16 protein-coding genes are annotated in these 17802 nt (G+C 58.3%); 7 read left to right on the forward strand and 9 right to left on the reverse strand.

What is annotated here, in order from left to right; translation table 11 throughout:
• On the reverse strand, window positions 1–3102 hold the full coding sequence (locus ACIPY9_RS01265) for a multidrug efflux RND transporter permease subunit (RefSeq protein WP_400696424.1): 3102 nt from the start codon (window positions 3100–3102) through the stop codon (window positions 1–3).
• Window positions 3099–4259: an efflux RND transporter periplasmic adaptor subunit gene (locus ACIPY9_RS01270; protein ID WP_400696425.1), complete on the reverse strand. Its 1161-nt coding sequence runs from the start codon at window positions 4257–4259 to the stop codon at window positions 3099–3101. The genes ACIPY9_RS01265 and ACIPY9_RS01270 overlap by 4 nt, the downstream gene beginning before the upstream one ends.
• Window positions 4260–4719: 460 nt before the next feature.
• Here ACIPY9_RS01270 and ACIPY9_RS01275 point away from each other — a divergent pair, with 460 nt between their 5' ends.
• The 7 genes from ACIPY9_RS01275 (at window position 4720) to ACIPY9_RS01305 (ending at window position 11487) form a co-directional block, all read left to right on the forward strand.
• A complete protein-coding gene (locus ACIPY9_RS01275) occupies window positions 4720–4989 on the forward strand; it encodes a hypothetical protein (protein WP_400696427.1) in 270 nt (89 codons plus the stop codon).
• A 325-nt stretch (window positions 4990–5314) separates the two neighbouring features.
• Window positions 5315–5899, forward strand: coding sequence for a fimbrial protein (locus tag ACIPY9_RS01280; protein WP_400696428.1), 585 nt, complete (start codon window positions 5315–5317; stop codon window positions 5897–5899).
• Window positions 5900–5960: 61 nt separating this feature from the next.
• Window positions 5961–6710, forward strand: coding sequence for a molecular chaperone (locus ACIPY9_RS01285; RefSeq protein WP_400696429.1), 750 nt, complete (start codon window positions 5961–5963; stop codon window positions 6708–6710).
• Window positions 6711–6963: 253 nt separating this feature from the next.
• Window positions 6964–9423 (forward strand): fimbria/pilus outer membrane usher protein, encoded by a 2460-nt coding sequence (locus tag ACIPY9_RS01290; RefSeq protein ID WP_400696834.1) that lies wholly within the window; start codon window positions 6964–6966, stop codon window positions 9421–9423.
• Window positions 9420–10187 carry a molecular chaperone gene (locus tag ACIPY9_RS01295; protein ID WP_400696430.1) on the forward strand — a complete coding sequence of 256 codons (768 nt, stop codon included), beginning with the start codon at window positions 9420–9422 and terminating at the stop codon, window positions 10185–10187. The genes ACIPY9_RS01290 and ACIPY9_RS01295 overlap by 4 nt, the downstream gene beginning before the upstream one ends.
• Window position 10188: 1 nt before the next feature.
• Window positions 10189–11187 carry a fimbrial protein gene (locus tag ACIPY9_RS01300; protein WP_400696431.1) on the forward strand — a complete coding sequence of 333 codons (999 nt, stop codon included), beginning with the start codon at window positions 10189–10191 and terminating at the stop codon, window positions 11185–11187.
• Between the two features lie 75 nt (window positions 11188–11262).
• Window positions 11263–11487 (forward strand): hypothetical protein, encoded by a 225-nt coding sequence (locus tag ACIPY9_RS01305; protein WP_400696433.1) that lies wholly within the window; start codon window positions 11263–11265, stop codon window positions 11485–11487.
• Window positions 11488–11493: 6 nt separating this feature from the next.
• Here the strand turns inward: ACIPY9_RS01305 and ACIPY9_RS01310 are convergent, their stop codons facing one another.
• The 7 genes from ACIPY9_RS01310 to ACIPY9_RS01340 all read right to left on the reverse strand — a co-directional run bounded on the left by ACIPY9_RS01310 (window position 11494) and on the right by ACIPY9_RS01340 (window position 17791).
• Entirely contained in the window at window positions 11494–12246 is a 753-nt protein-coding gene (locus ACIPY9_RS01310; RefSeq protein WP_400696434.1) for a YkgJ family cysteine cluster protein, read from the reverse strand.
• A gap of 93 nt (window positions 12247–12339) precedes the next feature.
• Window positions 12340–12669: a hypothetical protein gene (locus ACIPY9_RS01315; RefSeq protein ID WP_400696436.1), complete on the reverse strand. Its 330-nt coding sequence runs from the start codon at window positions 12667–12669 to the stop codon at window positions 12340–12342.
• Window positions 12670–12713: 44 nt separating this feature from the next.
• The gene (locus ACIPY9_RS01320; protein ID WP_400696437.1) at window positions 12714–13151 is read right to left on the reverse strand and encodes a GNAT family N-acetyltransferase; all 438 of its coding nucleotides are present in this window, start codon (window positions 13149–13151) and stop codon (window positions 12714–12716) included.
• An 88-nt stretch (window positions 13152–13239) separates the two neighbouring features.
• Window positions 13240–14034 (reverse strand): DNA adenine methylase, encoded by a 795-nt coding sequence (locus ACIPY9_RS01325; protein ID WP_400696439.1) that lies wholly within the window; start codon window positions 14032–14034, stop codon window positions 13240–13242.
• Window positions 14004–14258 (reverse strand): Com family DNA-binding transcriptional regulator, encoded by a 255-nt coding sequence (locus ACIPY9_RS01330; protein WP_400696440.1) that lies wholly within the window; start codon window positions 14256–14258, stop codon window positions 14004–14006. Before ACIPY9_RS01330 ends, ACIPY9_RS01325 begins: the two co-directional genes overlap by 31 nt.
• Before the next feature lie 394 nt (window positions 14259–14652).
• Complete coding sequence (locus ACIPY9_RS01335) at window positions 14653–15222, reverse strand: hypothetical protein (RefSeq protein ID WP_400696442.1); 570 nt, start codon at window positions 15220–15222, stop codon at window positions 14653–14655.
• A gap of 10 nt (window positions 15223–15232) precedes the next feature.
• On the reverse strand, window positions 15233–17791 hold the full coding sequence (locus tag ACIPY9_RS01340) for a hypothetical protein (protein ID WP_400696443.1): 2559 nt from the start codon (window positions 17789–17791) through the stop codon (window positions 15233–15235).
• Window positions 17792–17802: the final 11 nt, after the last annotated feature.

Raw genomic sequence — 17802 nt, forward strand, 5'->3', positions numbered from 1 at the left:
TCACTTGTGGATGGCCAGCGTCGGCGCAGGCGCGGGCTGGTGTCGATGAAACAGCCGCTCCAGCTGTAGATAGATGACCGGCGTGGTGAACAGCGTCAGCATCTGGCTGACCAGCAAGCCGCCGACCACGGCAATCCCCAGTGGCTGGCGCAGCTCGGCCCCGACCCCGAAGCCCATCATCAGCGGCAAGGCCCCCAGCAAGGCGGCGAGGGTGGTCATGATAATCGGACGAAAGCGCGTCAGGCAGGCTTCGTAGATCGCTTCCTGCGGGGTGAGGCCCTGATCGCGCTGGGCTTCCAGGGCGAAGTCCACCAACAGGATGCCGTTCTTCTTGACGATGCCGATCAGCAGCACGACCCCGATCAGCGCCATGATCGAGAAGTCCTGGCCCATCATCCACAGCAGCAACAACGCGCCGATGCCTGCCGAGGGCAGGGTGGAAATGATGGTCAGCGGGTGGACAAAACTCTCGTAGAGCACGCCGAGGATGATGTACACCGCGACCAGCGCCGCGAGAATCAGCCAGGGCTGGTTGGCCAGCGAACTCTGGAACGCCTGGGCTGCGCCCTGGAAGTTACCGATGATCGAGGTCGGCATGGCGATTTCGTTCTTGGCCTGATTCAGCATTTGTACCGCATCGCCCAGCGCCACGCCCGAGGCCAGGTTGAAGGACAGGTTGGCGGCCGGGAACATGCCGTCATGGCTGATGGACAGCGGCCCCATGGTGGGCGCACTGACTTTGGCCAGGGCCGAGAGCGGCACCATTTCGTTGGTCAGCGGCGAGCGCAGGTAGAAATAGTTCAGGCTTTCAGCCTTGCCGCGTTGCTGGGCATCCAGTTCCAGCACCACCTTGTACTGGTTGATTTCGGTCTGGAACTCACTGATCTGGCGCTGCCCGAAGGCATCGTAGAGCGCCTGATCCACATCGGCCGTGGTCAGTCCGAAACGGGCGGCGGCACTGCGGTCGATCTCGATGTGGGTCACGCTGCCACCCAGTTGCAAGTCGTTGGACAGGTCGCGGAAGGCCGGGTTTTCCCGCAGTTTTTCGGTCAGGCGTTGCGTCCAGGTATTGAGCAGATCCCCGTCGTTGCTCTTGAGCACGTATTGATACTGGCTGCGGCTGGGGCCGGCGCTGAGGTTGATGTCCTGCCCGGCGCGCAGGTAAAGGACAATGCCGGGAATCCTGGCCAGTTTGGGGCGCAGGCGGTCGATGAACTCGCTGACCGATACGTCGCGCTGTGCCCGTGGTTTGAGGGAAATCCAGAAGCGCCCGTTGGCAATGGTCTGGTTGCTGCCGGTCACGCCCACGGAGTGGGAAAACGCCAGCACTGCGGGATCGGCCCCCACGATCTTCGCCAGCTCCAGGTGTTTCTTCACCATGTCCTGATAGGAAATATCGGCTGCCGCTTCGGTGGTGCCCACGGCAAAGCCGGTGTCCTGAAGCGGAAAGAAACCTTTGGGAATGACGACATAGCCAATCACCGCCAGTGCCAGCGTCAGACCGAACACCCCGAGCATCATGCGCTGATGGGCCAGTGCCTTGCGCAAGCCTCGTTCATAGAGAGCCAGCAGGCGCTCGCCAAAACCGGGCTTCTGATGATGCGCGTGCTTGGGCGCGCGCATGAAAAGGGCAGCCAGGGTCGGTGCCAGGGTCAGGGAAACCACGACGGAAATCAGGATGGTCGCCGTGGCGGTCAGGGCGAACTCCTTGAACAGACGTCCGACCACGCCGCCCATGAACAATAGCGGAATGAAGGCGGCCACCAGAGAAAAACTGATCGACACCACCGTGAAGCCGATCTCTCCCGAGCCCTTGATGGCGGCTTCACGCATGCTCTGGCCGGCTTCAAGGTGTCGGTGAATGTTTTCCACCACGACGATGGCATCGTCCACCACAAAGCCGACGGCCACCACAATGGCCACCAGGGTCAGGTTGTTCAGGCTGAAACCGAAGACGTACATCATCGCGAAGCTGGCAATCAGCGACACGCCCAGTACGCTGCTGACGATCAGCGTGGCCGACAGCTGACGCAGGAACAGCGCCATGACCGCGACCACCAGCAGGATGGCGATCAGCAGGGTCAGTTCCACTTCGTGCAGCGAGGCGCGAATGGTCTTGGTCCGGTCGTTGAGCACCGAGACTTCCATCGAGGCCGGGAGCATTTGTTGCAAGCGTGGCAGTTCACGCTGAATGCGATCCACGGTGTCGACGATATTGGCGCCGGGCTGGCGGAAGATCGCGATGTTGACGCCTTGCTGGTCGCCGGACCAGGTCTTGACGTAGGCGTTTTCCGAACCGTTGATGACCCGTGCCACATCCTTCAAATGCACGGGTGCGCCGTTCTTGTAGGCAACGATCAACTGCGCGTAATCCTGAGGATGAAACAGCTGATCGTTGGAGGACAGTGTCGACACGCTGTCCTTGCCATACAGGGCACCTTTGGCCAGGTTCAGGCTGGTCTGTTGCACGGCCTGACGAATGTCCGCCAGTGTCAGGCCCAGCGCCGCGAGTTTTTCCGGCGCAGCCTGGATACGGATCGCCGGGCGTTGCTGGCCCCCGATGGACACCTGCCCCACGCCTTCTATCTGGCTCAGTTGCCGGGCCAGAAGGGTTTCGGTGATGTCGCTCAGTTCGGTGCCAGGCATCAGGTTCGAGCTGGCACTCAGAATCAATACCGGGCTGTCGGCCGGGTTGACCTTGCGCCAGGTCGGCAGGTTCGGCAGGTCGGCAGGCAGTCGGCCCGCGGCCGTGTTGATGGCGGCCTGGACTTCCTGTGCAGCGGTATCGATGCTTTTGTTGAGCGAGAATTGCAGGGTCAGGTTGGTCGAGCCCAGGGCGCTGCTGGACGTCATCTGAGTCATGCCCGGTATTGCACTGAATTGCACTTCAAGGGGCGTGGCCACCGACGATGCCATGGTTTCCGGACTGGCACCGGGCAGTTGGGCGCTGACCTGAATCGTCGGAAACTCGGCTTCCGGCAGCGGGGCGATAGGCAGGCGTGGAAAGGCGATGGCCCCCAGCAGCACCAGGGCAAAGGTCAGCAATAGCGTGGCGACCGGGTGATCGATGCACCAGGCCGAGATCGAGCCCTGACCTTTCATTGCGCGCTCCCCACCTTGAGCAGGGGTGGCATTGGCGGTTCACGCACCACTTCGATGTGCGTGCCCGGCTTGAGTCGGGACTGGCCGTCGCTGACCAGCACGTCACCGGCATTCGGGCCGCTGATCAGGGTCAGGTCGCTGTCCTGATAAAGCACTGTGACAGGCACCACTTCAACCGTCTGCTCGCCCGTGACCCGATAGACATAATGCTGATCGATGCCCCGCTGTACGACCTGCGGCGGGACCTTGAGCGAATTGTGTTCGATGCCGGTCTGGATCTTGACCGTGACCAACTGGCCGGGCCAGAGTTTTTCGTCGGTATTGTCGAACTGTGCCTTGGCGCGGATGGTGCCGGTAGTGGCCGACACCTGGTTGTCGATCAAGGCCAGCTTGCCTTCGCCCAGCAGTGTGCCATTGGCACCTTCGCCCAGATACGCCTTGACCGCTGCCGGGGTCTTGCTGGCGGTCAGGTTCTGCAAGGTGGGTAGCATCTGTTGAGGCAGGGAGAACTCCACGGCCACCGGGTTGATCTGGGTGACGGAGAACATTCCGGCCGTGTCGCTGACTCGCAGGAAGTTGCCTTCATCCACATTGCGAATCCCGACCCGGCCTGTCACCGGAGAGCGAATCTGGGTGTAGGAAAGTTGGACCTGTGCAGCATTGATCGTCGCCTGATTGCCCAGCACGGTGGCATTGAGCTGTCGGACCAGAGCCTGTTGCTGATCGAACGTCTGCCTTGAGATGCCATTGTCTTCGGTGAGCTGGCGGTAGCGCTTGAGGTCCACCTGGGCCACATCCAGTTGTGCCTGGCTCTGGGCCAGTTGTGCCCTGGCCTGTTCGAGTGCGGCACGAATCGAGCGGTCATCCAGCGTGGCCAGCAAGTCCCCGGCCTTGACCGATTGTCCTTCCCTGACCAGCAGGCGAGTCAGTATGCCGTCCACCTGCGGGCGAATGATCACGCTTTGCAGTGACAGCACTGACCCTATGCCGGTGACGAAGCGGGGGACGTCCTCGGCGCTGACCGTGATCACCTTGACCGGCACGGCGCTTGGCGCACTGATTTTGGTGGAGGCTGGGCGGGTCAGGTTCCAGGCGGCAATCGCGACAAGCGCTGCAAGGGTGGCAACGGCGATGACGATTCGGGTCTGTTTACGCATGTTGAAGAGGCGCCGGGAGGGTCAATTGAAAATCAAGGATGTCAGGTGCTCCTTATAGCCTGCAAATCCGGTCAGTAGAATGACTTTTAGCTGTCAGAATTGTCAGCAAGCGCCAAGAGGGGAGGCCGTGGATCAAGAAAGGTCTGCCTCTGGCGATACCCGTTTATAGGGGGACTGCGAGATGCCTGCCTTGTTCTGGCAGGTTATAGATGTTGTTGTAGGAATCGTATTACAGAAGTTTCATGCACTTCATGAGAAAAAGCCTACGTACCTATGTGGGTTTTTTCTGGCAGTCAATCCTTTAGTCTACTTAACTGAAGTTTGTGAACTGATTAAACGGGGTGTTGCTATGAACGGCGAGGCGTCGGTTGGAACATGTTTGCTTGAGACTGTCTTGAAAAGCCGAAAGTTGAGGGTGGCTGTTATAGCCGTGCAGGCCTTGTCATGGTCTGCGATAACCATGGCACAAGGTAATCTGAACTTTCACGGCACACTGGTTCATGCGGCGTGCCAGGTCATGCCGACCTCCATCAGTCGTACAGGCGACGACAGTGCCCGGTATGTCCAGGTGTCCGGCATTACCGTCAGGATAGACACCGCACACAATGCATGTGGCGACAAGACCGTCCCGGTCGGTCTGGACTATCAAGCGCTGTCATCCTCTCAGTCGCTGGCCGTACAGAATCGAAGCACAAGCCAGACAGGTGTGCTGACGGTGACTTATCAGTAACACCTCTTCATGAAAACCGTTGCCCTTGAGTGTGTGACGGTTTTTTTGTGCCCGGAAGGAAAATGCACGTTTTTATCCTCCGATAATCCGGCCAGTTAAATGCAAACCTTTGGTTGAGTCTTTTGGTCGACTTTTCTGCGTCGGCCTTTGGTTTCAAGGCTTGTAGGCAATTATTTATTCTTCCTACAGAAAGCGGCTTCAAGTCATGTCGGATTGTCTTTGGTTGCAAAGTAACTAGCCTGACAGCGGTTAAAAGGTCCGGGACCTATAGTGCTCGCCGTCCGATAGTGGGCACACACGAAATAACACAAGGAATGTCGTTGGTATGAAAAAGTTTTCTCTCACATTGGCTGTAATGGGTGTGCTGGGGTTGGGTGTTGCGAACATGGCCAACGCGGCCAATAACGGTAAGTTGATATTCAATGGAACCCTGACCAATATTTCCTGTGATGTCGCTCCAGGTACCGGCGTCAGCCCGGGTACCAACCCTGGTGAGATCAGTGTCGATCTCGGCAATGTTTCGTTTTCCGATATCGGTCTTTCGAGCGAAACCAAGCTTGAGACGGCGACCCCGATTCAATTGCTGGTCAACTGCAGCGCCGGTGCCGATCAGTACAACATGGTGAAAATGCGCTTTACCGCCCGCAACGGCAGTGGCCTGGATAACAACGATCCGAAACTGTTGCGCACGACCGGTGCCGCGGACGGTGTCGGTATCGGCCTGCTCAACGCCTCGAATGTGCTGATGGACCTGAGCGGCAACGAGACCATCGACAATACCCTGGTCAAGGATGGAGCCGGTGGTGCAACGGCCGAAATCAACTTCGGTGCCGTCTATGTCCTCAATGGCACGCCGACCAATCCGGGTAATGCTGATGGCTTCATGCCGTTCGTGCTGGATTACGAGTAATGAAACGGCAGGGTGAGCGTCGCTCACCCTGTCTCATGCCGAACTCACAGTGAATGCCACCATGTTTTTTACCTGTTTTCGCCCCTTCGTCATGTTTGCCGCAGGGCTGTGGATGTCTGTCGTCGAGGCAGGCATCGTGCTGAATACGACGCGGGTCATTTATCAGAGCAGTGACAAGGAAGCCAGTTTTGGCGTGCACAACAGTGGGGGGGGAGAAATCCTCCTGCAATCCTGGCTGGAAGCACCGGTCAAGGATGCCGCTGCTTCAACGGGCGTAGCCGCGAACCTGCCTTTTGTCGTGACACCGGCCCTTGCCCGCATGGCCGGTGGCAGCCGGCAATTGCTGCGCATCATCTATGCCGGTACCGGCTTGCCTCAGGACCGTGAGTCAGTGTTCTGGCTCAACGTGCAGGAAATCCCTCAGACCGCCGAGGAGAACAGGCTGCAGATTGCGATACGCCAGCGTATCAAGGTGTTCTTCCGGCCTGACGGGCTGAAGGGCGACCCGCTGGCCGCTCCGGAAACGTTGCAGTGGCGGTTATTGAAAAACGATGTCCTGCAAGTCGATAACCCCGGTCCTTACCATGTCTCGATGCTCAAGGTGTCCACCCGTCAGGGCACGACCGAACTGGTCAGCCTTGAAAGCCAGATGCTGTCACCGGGTCAGAGCCTGCGCCTGCCTCTCATGCACAAGTCCGGCAGCACGCCATTGAGGCTGAGTTTTATCAGCATCAATGACTTCGGTGGGCAAGTGGCCTACCAGGCCACGCTCGATAACGGACACACCGCACAGGCCAGCAAGGCGCAATAGAGAACGATTTTCGGATATCAGCCTGGGCGCTTTTATTCAATTCCCGATATTCAAGTCCTGACGATAACGACGGCTCAGCAGTCGTGCGTCTGCGTGAACGGATTCCGCTGCGCGTCAGATCTGTGAAGTAGAGTGAAAACAGCTAATGGAATGGCACACCCGGAACAACAAGAAGAACATGACAGGCCTTGAGCCTCATGACATGACTCGTTTCATGACAGACGATGCCCGACGTTCGTTCAGGCGTCGTCGCCTGGCTATTGGAGTGGGGCTGACCTTGTCGATGTCAGCCGTCTCGACGGTTTTCGGCGAGACTCGAAACACCCAGCCGGTCAGATTCAATACGGCGTTCATTCAAGGCAGTGATCAGCCGCCCGATCTTCAGGAGTTTCTGCGGGCCAACAGTGTCCTGCCGGGCACCTATCGGGTGGATGTCTACGTCAATCGGGCCTTGAGTGGCAGACGGGATATCACCTTCAGTCGAAACGACCGCTCCGGTCTGATCGAGCCCTGCCTGAGTCCGGAGATGTTGCAGAACTTCGGCCTTGATCTGGAGCGCTTGCCCGAGGCGGTCGGGCAAGCCTGTTTCGATCTGGCCGCCCGTGTCGAATTTGCACGTGTCGATTACCGCCCTGACGCCTTGCGTCTCGATATCAGTGTTCCCCAGGCCGTCATGGCGCGTAGCAGGCGCGGTTATGTTTCACCGGAGTTGTGGGAGCAGGGTGAAACCGCCGGTTTTGCCAATTACACCTTCAATGCCGCCAGACGCCAGAACCGGGGTGTGCAGGCGGATCAGTATTATCTCGGGCTGCGCAATGGCTTGAACGTCGGGGCCTGGCGGCTGCGTAACGAATCTTCGCTGGTGTATGGCGACGGGCAGCCTTACCGGTTTCGCAGTAACCGCACCTTTGCCCAGCGCGATATCACGGCCCTCAAGAGTCAACTGACTCTGGGTGAAACCTTCAGCGATTCCCAGGTGTTCGACAGTGTGCGCTTCAAGGGCGCGGCGATGGCCTCGGACGACGGCATGCTGTCTGACAGCGAACGTACTTATGCCCCGGTGATCCGGGGGACGGCCGAAACCAATGCCACGGTCGAGGTCCGGCAGAATGGTTTCCTGTTGTACAGCGGTAATGTTTCCCCCGGCCCCTTCGAGATCACGGACATTTACCCCAGCGGTTCCAATGGTGATCTGGTGGTGACCGTCATCGAAGCCGATGGTCGGCGGCGCACCTTTACGCAAGCCTATGCTTCGTTACCGATCATGGTGCCCGCCGGCTCGTTCCGCTACAGCCTGGCCGCGGGGCAGGTGGACAGCAATGACGAGCACCAGGCCTCACCAAACTTCACCAGTGCCGCCTTGATCTATGGTCTTTCCGAGCGCGTGACCGGCTTTGGCGGTCTGCAACTGGCCGAGGACTACAACGCCACGAACCTCGGTGCCGGGGTCAATACCGGGTGGGGGGCTGTCTCTTTCGACATCACGCACTCGAACAGCGAACTCAAGGCGCAGACCCGTCATGGCCAGAGCATGCGGGTGCGTTATGCCAACACCCTGGATGTGACCAGCACCACCCTGGCGGTGGCCGGCTATCGCTATTCCACCGAGCAGTATCGAACCCTCAACCAGCATGTCAGCGAAACCGACGAACGTCCTCCGTTGTTTACCAGCGGAAGGGCCAGGGACCGGCTGGAGATCAATATCACTCAGGTATTACCGGCCCAGACGGGCTCCTTGAGCCTGACCGCGTCCGAGCAGCGTTACTGGAACCGGACGGGCAAGAATCGCCAGTTCTATATGGCCTATAACGCCGTCTGGCGCACCTTGAATTACAGCGTGTCGATCGAGCGTAACCAGGAGTTCGGCCTCGATGGGCAGGATGAAGTCGATAACCGCATAGCCCTGAGCCTGACCTTGCCACTGGGCGACAGGCCAGGGAGTTCACGCCTGTCGTTCAATGCCGTACGTGACAGTGCAGGCGAATACAACGTACAGGCCGGGCTCAACGGCCAGGTACTGGACCGGCGCGATACGTTCTACTCGGTACAGGCCGGTCATGACAGCAGCTCAGGCAGTTTCGGGGCGGGCAAGGTCAATGCAACCCTGCCGTTCGGTCGTTTCGAGGCCGGGTACAGCCAGGGCCGTGATTACGACGCTTTTACCCTGGCAGCATCGGGGTCGCTGGTGGCTCATGGCGGGGGGATCAATCTGGGGCAGACACTGGGCGAAACCTTCGCGCTGGTTCAGGTGCCGGATGTCGGGGGCGCGAAGCTGAAGTCTTATAGCAATGTGGAAACGGCGGACAATGGTTATGCCGTCCTGCCCTATGCCCAGCCCTACCGCACCAACTGGGTATCGCTGGACACACGGCAACTGGGCGCCGACATCGATGTGGATAACGCGATCACCCAGATCGTGCCGCGTCGTGGCGCAATACCGCTGGTCACCTTCAAGGCATCGCAGGGGCGGCGCGTGCAGTTCGAGCTGGTGCGTGCCGATGGCAACAGGGTTCCGCTGGGGGCCAGCGTCGAGGACGAGCAGGGCAACGTGCTGGCGGTGGTCGATCCTTCTAGCCAGGCCCTGGTGCTCAGTGAGACGGACAGCGGCGTATTGCGTGTGCAATGGTCGGGCGTCAGTTGCCGCGCCCCGTTCAGCCTGCCAGCCAGGGATCCGAAACGGGCCTATGAACGGCTCAGGGTGGTTTGCCAGTGAGCGGGTTTCGCGGGTCCTGGCTTGTGCTTGTGCCGTTCTGGCTGACGGTGACAAGTGCGCAGGCTGCCGTATCGCTGGCGGGAACACGATTGATCTTCAATGGCGATTTCCGGGAGGTCAGTCTCCCGGTCAGCAACCGTGGCAAACATGAGGTGTTGATTCAGGCCTGGCTGAGCGCTCCCGAAGATGATGACGACACGCCCGAAGAGCGACGCAGGCGCTTGCCCTTCGTGGTCATGCCGCATCTGCTGCATCTGCCGGCAGAGGGAAAGCAGGCGTTGCGCGTGCTGTATCAGGGCACGGGGGCTCCCGACGATCGTGAGTCCCTGTTGCATCTGTATGTGCTGGAGGTGCCTCGGCGGCGCGAAGGCCCTAACCAGCTCAATATCGCCGTTCGCCAGCGTCTCAACGTGTTCTATCGCCCGCCCGGCCTCAACGGCGATCCCGCACAGACCCCGGTGCTCCTGAACTGGACGCTGGCCGGGCACAGCGGGAGCGTGGCCTTGCGGGTCAGCAACCCGACGCCTTATCACGCGGCATTGCAGGCAGTGCAGTTCAACGGCATCCCGATCCGTGACCATGTGCTGCTGGAGCCGGGCATGAGCCTGGAGCTGCCCTTGCCGCTCCAGGTGTCGCAGGCCACGCCACGATCAATCTCCTTCAAGGCCCTGACGGACTATGGCGGCCAACGTCCCTATTGCATGCGGCTCAAGGGGCGCGAGTCGTTCACGTCAGACAACCTCCCACTTCAAGAAGAATGCTGATATGAAACATCGTTCCGTCAATCGCTGGCTGCAACCGCTGGCGCTGTTATTGCTGTTGAGCCCCGCGACGGGGTTTGCACTGGTCTGCAAGACACAAGGCTCGGGGGAGTCGCTGATTCAGGGGGACTTGAGCAGCACGGTCGCGATCCCGGCCACGGCCCCCGAAGGTGAGGTGGTGTGGCGTTCCGAGCCTCTCAACATTCAGGTCGAGTGCGCCAGGGATGGTCAGTCGTCGATGCAGGAAGAACTCTTTCTCTACCTCAACCCCGACAACCGGATTATCGGGCAGGGCATTCGCGCCGGTCTGACGCTTGATGGTGTGGATCATGTGCAGGGCAGCGGGCGTATCAGCACCCGGCAGTTTCTGCCAGCCTGTCATGAGGGCGACTCGAATATCGATGCCTGCCCCAGAGCGCGCTTCAATCTGGCCTTTTCCGTGTTTGTGCAGAAGTCCGGGCCGACACCACCTTCGGGTGTGGCCAGCGATCTGCCGGATTACCGGATGTTCCAGCTCGACAGTTCCGCCGGTCTGGACCCGATACCGGGGCGCAACCTGAGTTATGTCATCAACAACCTGTCAGGGCTGCGTTTCATTGCCTGCGAGGCCGACCTGCAAGTGGTGCCGGAAACACTGGAGTTCGGCGCCCTGGGCATTCAGAACGTCGAGATCGGACGTGTATTCGCCAGTCGACCGTTCTCCCTTGTGGCCAGTCGAACCTGTGAATCGCCCTTCAGCCTCAATGCCCGATTCAGGCCTGTAACAGGGCAGTTGTCCGGGGATGTGTTGATACCGGGAGCCAACCCGTCATTGGGCATTCGCATCGTGAGTGAGCAGGCCAATGCGCCTCTGCGCTATAACGACCTGTTCCATCTGGCCGATTTGCTGGGCGTAAACCAGACCGCCAGGGCCGATTTCAATGCCGAGCTGATCTGGCAGACAACTCGCCCGAAAGCCGGACCGTTCGAGGCAGAGGTCATGGTGGACCTGTTCTACAAGTGACGTCCGATGCCTGGCCGGGCAAGCGTTTCGCGATTGAGGTATGCTGCGCCGGCCCTTTCGATCTCTGGTGTCACCATGACCACCCCCGAACAAACACCTGCTTCAGAAAACGTCGCCGACCCTGTACCCGAGACGGGCAAGAAAGCGGTCATTGCGCCGTTCAGCTTTCCGTTCAAGCCCTCCGAGTTCACCCAGACCGCGAAAGGGCAGCCCTGGTATCAGAAGTCGAACTCGTCTGCCCATCACAAGACACCGGGTGCCGCGCCTCCCGGAACCCGTCGTTCGATGGGCAAGCGCTGACCGGTCTCAGGCGGCCTGCAGTGGAATGAACAGGTAAGACAACGGTTCACTGTCGGCCACCTCGGCCCCGGCCAGATTCAAGGTGTCGGTGACTTCTTGCCCGGCAACGTGAAACACCCATCCCTGTTCTGACACGACAGGTCCTGCGCCGCCAGTGACCTGTTCGATGGCGGCCGCAAAGGCATTCATGTCCGGCAGGTACGCGACAAAGCCGTTTCCCTTGAGGGCCGTGGTGCGAATGCCCAGCAATTGGCAGATCGACTGCTTGGCAGCGATTTCATCGCGATCGGCCTGGCGGGACTGCTCGATCAGGGCCATCAACTGCATATCGACCAGGGTGTTGCCGACGATCATGTCCGGTCCCTGTTCCCAGGATTCTGGCGGGCAACCTTTGGTTTCCGGACGCAGGGGGATGTGCGGATTGATTTCCATCGGATAGATACGGCACACCAGCGGCCGACGTTCATAGATACGGCAGAGGTTCTGCGCGTCAAGATTTCGACAGCGTCCGACGTTATACGCGGCGAACGTGATGGCCACGTGAGCGTGGGCCGAACCGCTATTCACCAGGGTCGAGCGGCGTGTGGCGTGAGTCAGTTGCTCCTGCGGGACGCCATAGCCGTTACTCAGAAAAGCTTCGGTCAGGACAATCACCGTGCCGCCATCCGCCGCCCATTGCGTGGCTTCGACCAGGGTCAGGGGGACGTGGTGGTCGGTGCAGCATCCGCCGCAGCCTACACAGGAAAACCGAGTATTCATCGTTTGGATAGCCTGTCCGGAAAATATGCCGTGGCTGCCGGTGAAGCGCGGTCAGCACGGACTGGACAGGTTATGAAGCAAATTATGCGCCAGTCATGGCGTGCCGGGCGTTTGTGTGCCGAGGCTGTCCCATTCGGTCACGCTGGCTTGCCTGCTTTTACGGTTATACAGGCACAGTTCGGTGCCCTTGCGGTTGTTCATGTGCTTCTGAGGGTAGCGACCTTGCAACAGCAGGGCGCTGTAGCCCACCCGGTCATCGAACTGTGCGCTGCTGCCGACGGCCTGGCTGTCCTTGAGCTGGCTGGCCTTGAGGCAGCTTTCGAGCATGGCCTTGTCCAGTGCCTTCCAGGCTTGAGGTGTTGCCGCGTGTGCCTGAGTGACGATGGCCGAGAGGGCGATCGACAGGGCGATGAGCATTTTCATGACCGGTCTCCGTGGGTATCGCATGCGCCGCCGATTATGTCAGATCACGAAAGATCGATTGGGGAGCGCCGGACGTAGGACATGCCTGATTTTTCATACAGCCGCCGTGCCGACAGATTGTTCTCCATGACCGAGAGATCGACCTGTCCTTCGCCGCGCCGGTGCAGGCAGTCGAACAGGTGAGTCAGCAGCGCCGTGGCAATACCCTGACGCCGGGCGCGTGGATGGATCACCAGATCCTTGATGAACGCGCTGGTCCAGCAGGTGATGATGCCCACCGTCCCCCATTCGTCCCGGGCAACGAAGCACCGTTCCGTATCGAATTCGGGATCGCGCTCGAACGCCTGCAACCAGACGGGGTAATCCGGCACGCTGCCACTGCCATCCCGGTAACCGAGGGCGAGCAGGTTGTGGATGTCGGGTGCCTGTTCAAGCGTGAAGGGGAGAAGCTGGACGGAAGAGGGGACATGCGTCGCAAGCACAGGTCTTGCTGATGCCGAGCGCGAAAAATCCGCGCTCTGACGTGAGATAAATAGCTTTAGGTTCTGTTGCACCTGTTGCAACAGAATATCAAAACAAGCCTGCTGGTTCGGCTTGAATGTCCCAACTGAAGATCAAGACCTCTGTTGCCTCACTCCCTTTGCCACCACCAACCGTGTATTTGATGTTCGTCGTCTCCATGTGGAAGGCTGAGAACACCCTGCGAATATCTGGATGGTCGTTCAGGCTGATGATGGCTTTACCTTTGATCTCCCCCAGCAGCTTCGCCATTGCCTCGTATTGCTCAAGGCTGAATGGCACACCGTAGCCCTCGGTCTGCCAATATGGTGGGTCGCAGTAGAACAGGGTGTGCTCACGGTCATACTTCTTAATGACCTCCTGCCAGTCGAGGTGCTCTATATAGGTGCTGCTCAGTCTTAAATGAGCAGCAGATAGGGTTTCCTCCAGCCTCAGCAGATTGAGCCCAGGCGGTGTGGTTGTGGCCGTACCGAATGTCTGGCCATCAACACGACCGCCAAAGGCTGACTGCTGCAGATAGTAGAATCGGGCGGCGCGTTGTATATCTGTCAGTGTCTCTGTCCTAGTCATTTGCAGCCACTTAAACACCTGACGGCTCGACAATGCCCATTTGAATTGTCTGACGAACTCTTCTAGGTGGTTCTGCACCACTCTGTAGAGGTTAACCAGGTCGCCATTGACGTCATTGAGGACTTCAACCTCTGCCGGTACCGGGCGCAGAAAAAACAGCGCTGCGCCTCCTGCAAAAGGCTCGACGTAACAACTATGAGCCGGGAACAAAGGAAAGATACGATCGGCGAGTCGGCGTTTGCCCCCTAACCAGGGGATGATCGGTTGTGCGTACATGCGGCCTCCTGATGGCTTTGGGCGCTCGTTGGCGGTGTCAGGAGGCTCTCGGCCTTCAAGTGATTAAGTGTCCGGCAACGCGGACATTTGATCTGTAGCTCAGTGAATCCACGTGCAGCGGCGAGTTTCCGACTGCAGTGACCACATCTAATCTCTTGCATCATCTGCAAACCTTTTGCACTTCTGGTAGGCTCCCCGCCGCTCGCGCGTGAGCAGGGGGCCATGGCTGGCTTGCAGGGTACATCTGCTGGTCAGCGATCGATCTGAGTGCTCCAACACTCAGGTCGATCGCCCTCTTTCAATCAACGCGTGTTGCCACTCGGTCAGGTTCGATATTTTTCTCACAGTGATTTGGATCGAACCGGTCCAGAAACTTGCAAAGCACGCATGCCCAACGCTTGCCCTTACGCGCCTCTTTACCTGCCCTAGAGCTTATAGTTTCGTCCTCATGGCCACCGAATGCAGTATTGGCCAACTGATCATATGAAACGGCTAACCGCCAAGCGCGGGTGCTGTTGACGAGTACAGCAGCGAGCATCCATAGCCCGCTTACAATTGCTGCCAGCATGCACAACAACCAAAGAGCCAAGCCTAAGGCTAAGCTTCGTGCCAACCGCATCACCATGCGACTGCCTCGACTTCCTCAAGGCTATTGGCCTTGTCCAACAGATCCTCGGCAGCCTGACGCTTGCCGATGATTGCGCCGGAATAAGTTGCATAGCCTGCAGCTTTTGACTGCACTCTCTCGGCCAGATCTTTTACTGTAAGTCCTCGAGCATCAGCAATTGCCGATAACAAAGGTGTCGAGGCCTTGGGGTCAAGCAGCAAGGCGGTAGCCTCCTGAACCTGCTGTGGCCAGCTCTGTAATTCACCGGATGGATATGTGTTGGTCAGGGCCATAAGCTCAAGTTCGCAACCCGCATTGAGCTGTGCCAGCTTTGCAACTTTGGCAGCCTCCAGCTTATGGGCTTCAGCAGCCTTGTACTCCAATTCACCAAGGTATTCGGTCTCGGCCATGGAACAGGCCGGTATCTCACCTGGTTGCCCTGGAAGAACGACCGCAACAAACAACCCGTTTTCTCGGTATTCCGGCGGCACGGACCATACCCGAACTAACGCGTCAGCGTGAACCAATGGCAATGTAATGGTCTGCCCGCTTACGCTCAAAACCCCACTATCGATTTTCAAATTCGTTCTCCTAAATCTTTGCGAGTCGACCGCCGACCGTGCCGTTGGTGGTCTGTGCGGAGTTATTGATGAACAGGCAGAACAATCCGGCTCCAGAGCCTGCGCCGTAGTGTCCGCCGTAATAAGCGACACAGTTGGCACTTGCCCAGAAGTAGTCACCATAGCTGCCATTGCTCGGTGTCGAATCACCTGTTGCGGGAGCGAAAATATCCCGCAAGTCATAGTTGGTACCGGCATCTTCAGACATCGATACTGGATAGCTAGTCCCAGCTATTCGGGTGGTCGTCTGATATGTTTTGGTCCCGTTTCGATCCCAGACAACGAATCGAGTTGATGCATCGGTCTGAATGCCATCAATCATTTGCCAAACATTTCCCCACAGCCCGACGATGCCTCGCCATGTCGCCTGAGCCACCAGCGTACTATCTACGGTGAGGACGCTGCTGGTACTGACGTTGCCTTGGCCAATAAGCGCCTGAGAGTCAGACCCGCCCATTTCGATCATTGCCAGCAACTGGATAGCGGATAGTTGGTAGATCGACCACAGTGCAAACCCGCTCACGCCTGAGGTATTGCGAGCATTCGCCCGAGACTGCATTGTCGGAAAGTCGATGTTTACAAGCGGCGTTGCGCCCGGCTTAGAGCCCAATTTGCTCCCGTCTGCTACACCTTGGTACTTGCCGACCCAAAACTGCGTCAGATCCGAGCCAGCATTCTTGAACGCAGGATGTAGAGTAAAACCTGTCGCAGGCTGATCAGAGATCCAGACCGCCTTTTTTCCCGCATTCACTCCAGAAGCGATGGTGCCGCGTTTCACGTAGAAAGCCGGAATTCTGACCATATTCTGGCTATCGACAACCTGCTCCTGGATAGCCCCATATGTGGCGTGCGAACTGAAGAACGACGCGTCAGTCACTTTTGTTGAGCCGTTTTCATCAACTCGATCCCAAGTGCCTGCACCGCCGCCTGTAGTAAGCATGGCAATCCCGACAATATTCGCAAACGCAGCCTTGGTCGTGAACTTGCTCTCAGTGGACCACTCCGACCAGCCCTTGGCAGCGCCCTTGTAGCGAACCTGGACGTAGTAAATCAGTTGCCCCTGTAGCAGCTTGCCAGCAGGAACAACTACGGCCAGCTTGTTGACCGTATCGGCTCCACTATCCCAGACAGGTGAGGCAAATGTTCCTGAGGCCTGGCGAATCCGCCACTGACTGGATTCGTGGGTATCAGTACCACCCGAAACGGCAAAAGCTGTACTGGTGATCGTCGGTTGCTCAGGAACATCCGTGGCGTTCGCGGCAGGACCAGAGATACTGGGTGATGCAACATACACAAAAGATGCAGCCGTAGAGAAACTGGACACGGCAGAATAGTCAGACCAAAGTCCGGCAACATCCTGGACTCGGGCTCTCCAGTAATAAGTTGCTCCAGCGGTCAGCACTCCAGTAGGCATGACATATGAGAGGCCGGAGTTCAGAACTCCCGAGTCGTGCAGGATTGCAGTGAACGCAGCAGTCATTGAAAGCTGGAACTGCACTGCCGCTTGAGGATTGCCCGATGGAGAGTTATAGGAGGCCAATGACAGCCCCGGACGCTCCATCACACCTGTTGCTGCGGCCAAAGGCGCACTGATAAGCGGTGTTACGGGCCGAAGCTCGGGGTTGATGAAACCGCCCAGACCAGTCGCCTGCCCCAGTGCGACGACATGAACAAGCTTCATTGGCTCACCTTGGATATCAAGGCGTATTGCCCCGTCACCACGCATAGGCAGGATGTACTCGTAATCAGCATAGCCGGATGGGATATCGCTATCAGTACGGCGCAGAGACCAACCACATTCTCTCCATGCAGGCTGATAGCCATCTCGGTAATACAGGCGGGCCAGGCCTGAGTTCAATGTTCGCCGAATGACAACGGCACCACCTGCCTGGTCGGTACCTATGTTTATTGATCGAGACAGATAGATATCACCTGGTACTGCAGAAGCGTTTGACGCGCCCAGCACCTTGATACTGGACCGAACCAGAAAGGCCGATGCTCCCCAATTGCGATTCATGTTGGCCGCCAGGCGTACACGAATGCCGGAGAGAACACTTTGCACCTGCACCAGGGATGACACCGGTACCACAATTCCAGATCCGTCAGTAGCTGTCGGATCACTCAATACGTAGTACTCACCTGCTCGCAAAGCGCTGGTATCAGCTAAGTCGAGACTATCGTCACCGCTAACGCCTTGAACAACGGGTATGGGCGTCAGATCAATTAGCGTGTAGCCCTTCACGAACATCTCGAAGCTGATAGCGTTATTGCGATACAACCAATCGAGCGATACTGCTCGCTGAACGGATACTGAGCTGGTGGCTTCGACGCCATCCAGTCGCAAACTTAGGTTCTGTGCCACTTGGTCAGCCGTAGCTTTATTTATCTCCACGGCCTCTTTCACTACGACAGTGTTGTCCAGTAATACCTGATGGATTGGATTCCAAGTATCAGGGTGAGCCACGCTGGACGTAGTCAGTGCGGGCAGATTGTTGGAGAACTCAGGGTTAGTGCTAGGAGTCAGGGGCATCTCTGCATTCC

Source organism: Pseudomonas sp. NPDC089734, from assembly GCF_044748865.1.
In the GTDB taxonomy this organism is placed as follows: Bacteria; Pseudomonadota; Gammaproteobacteria; order Pseudomonadales; family Pseudomonadaceae; genus Aquipseudomonas.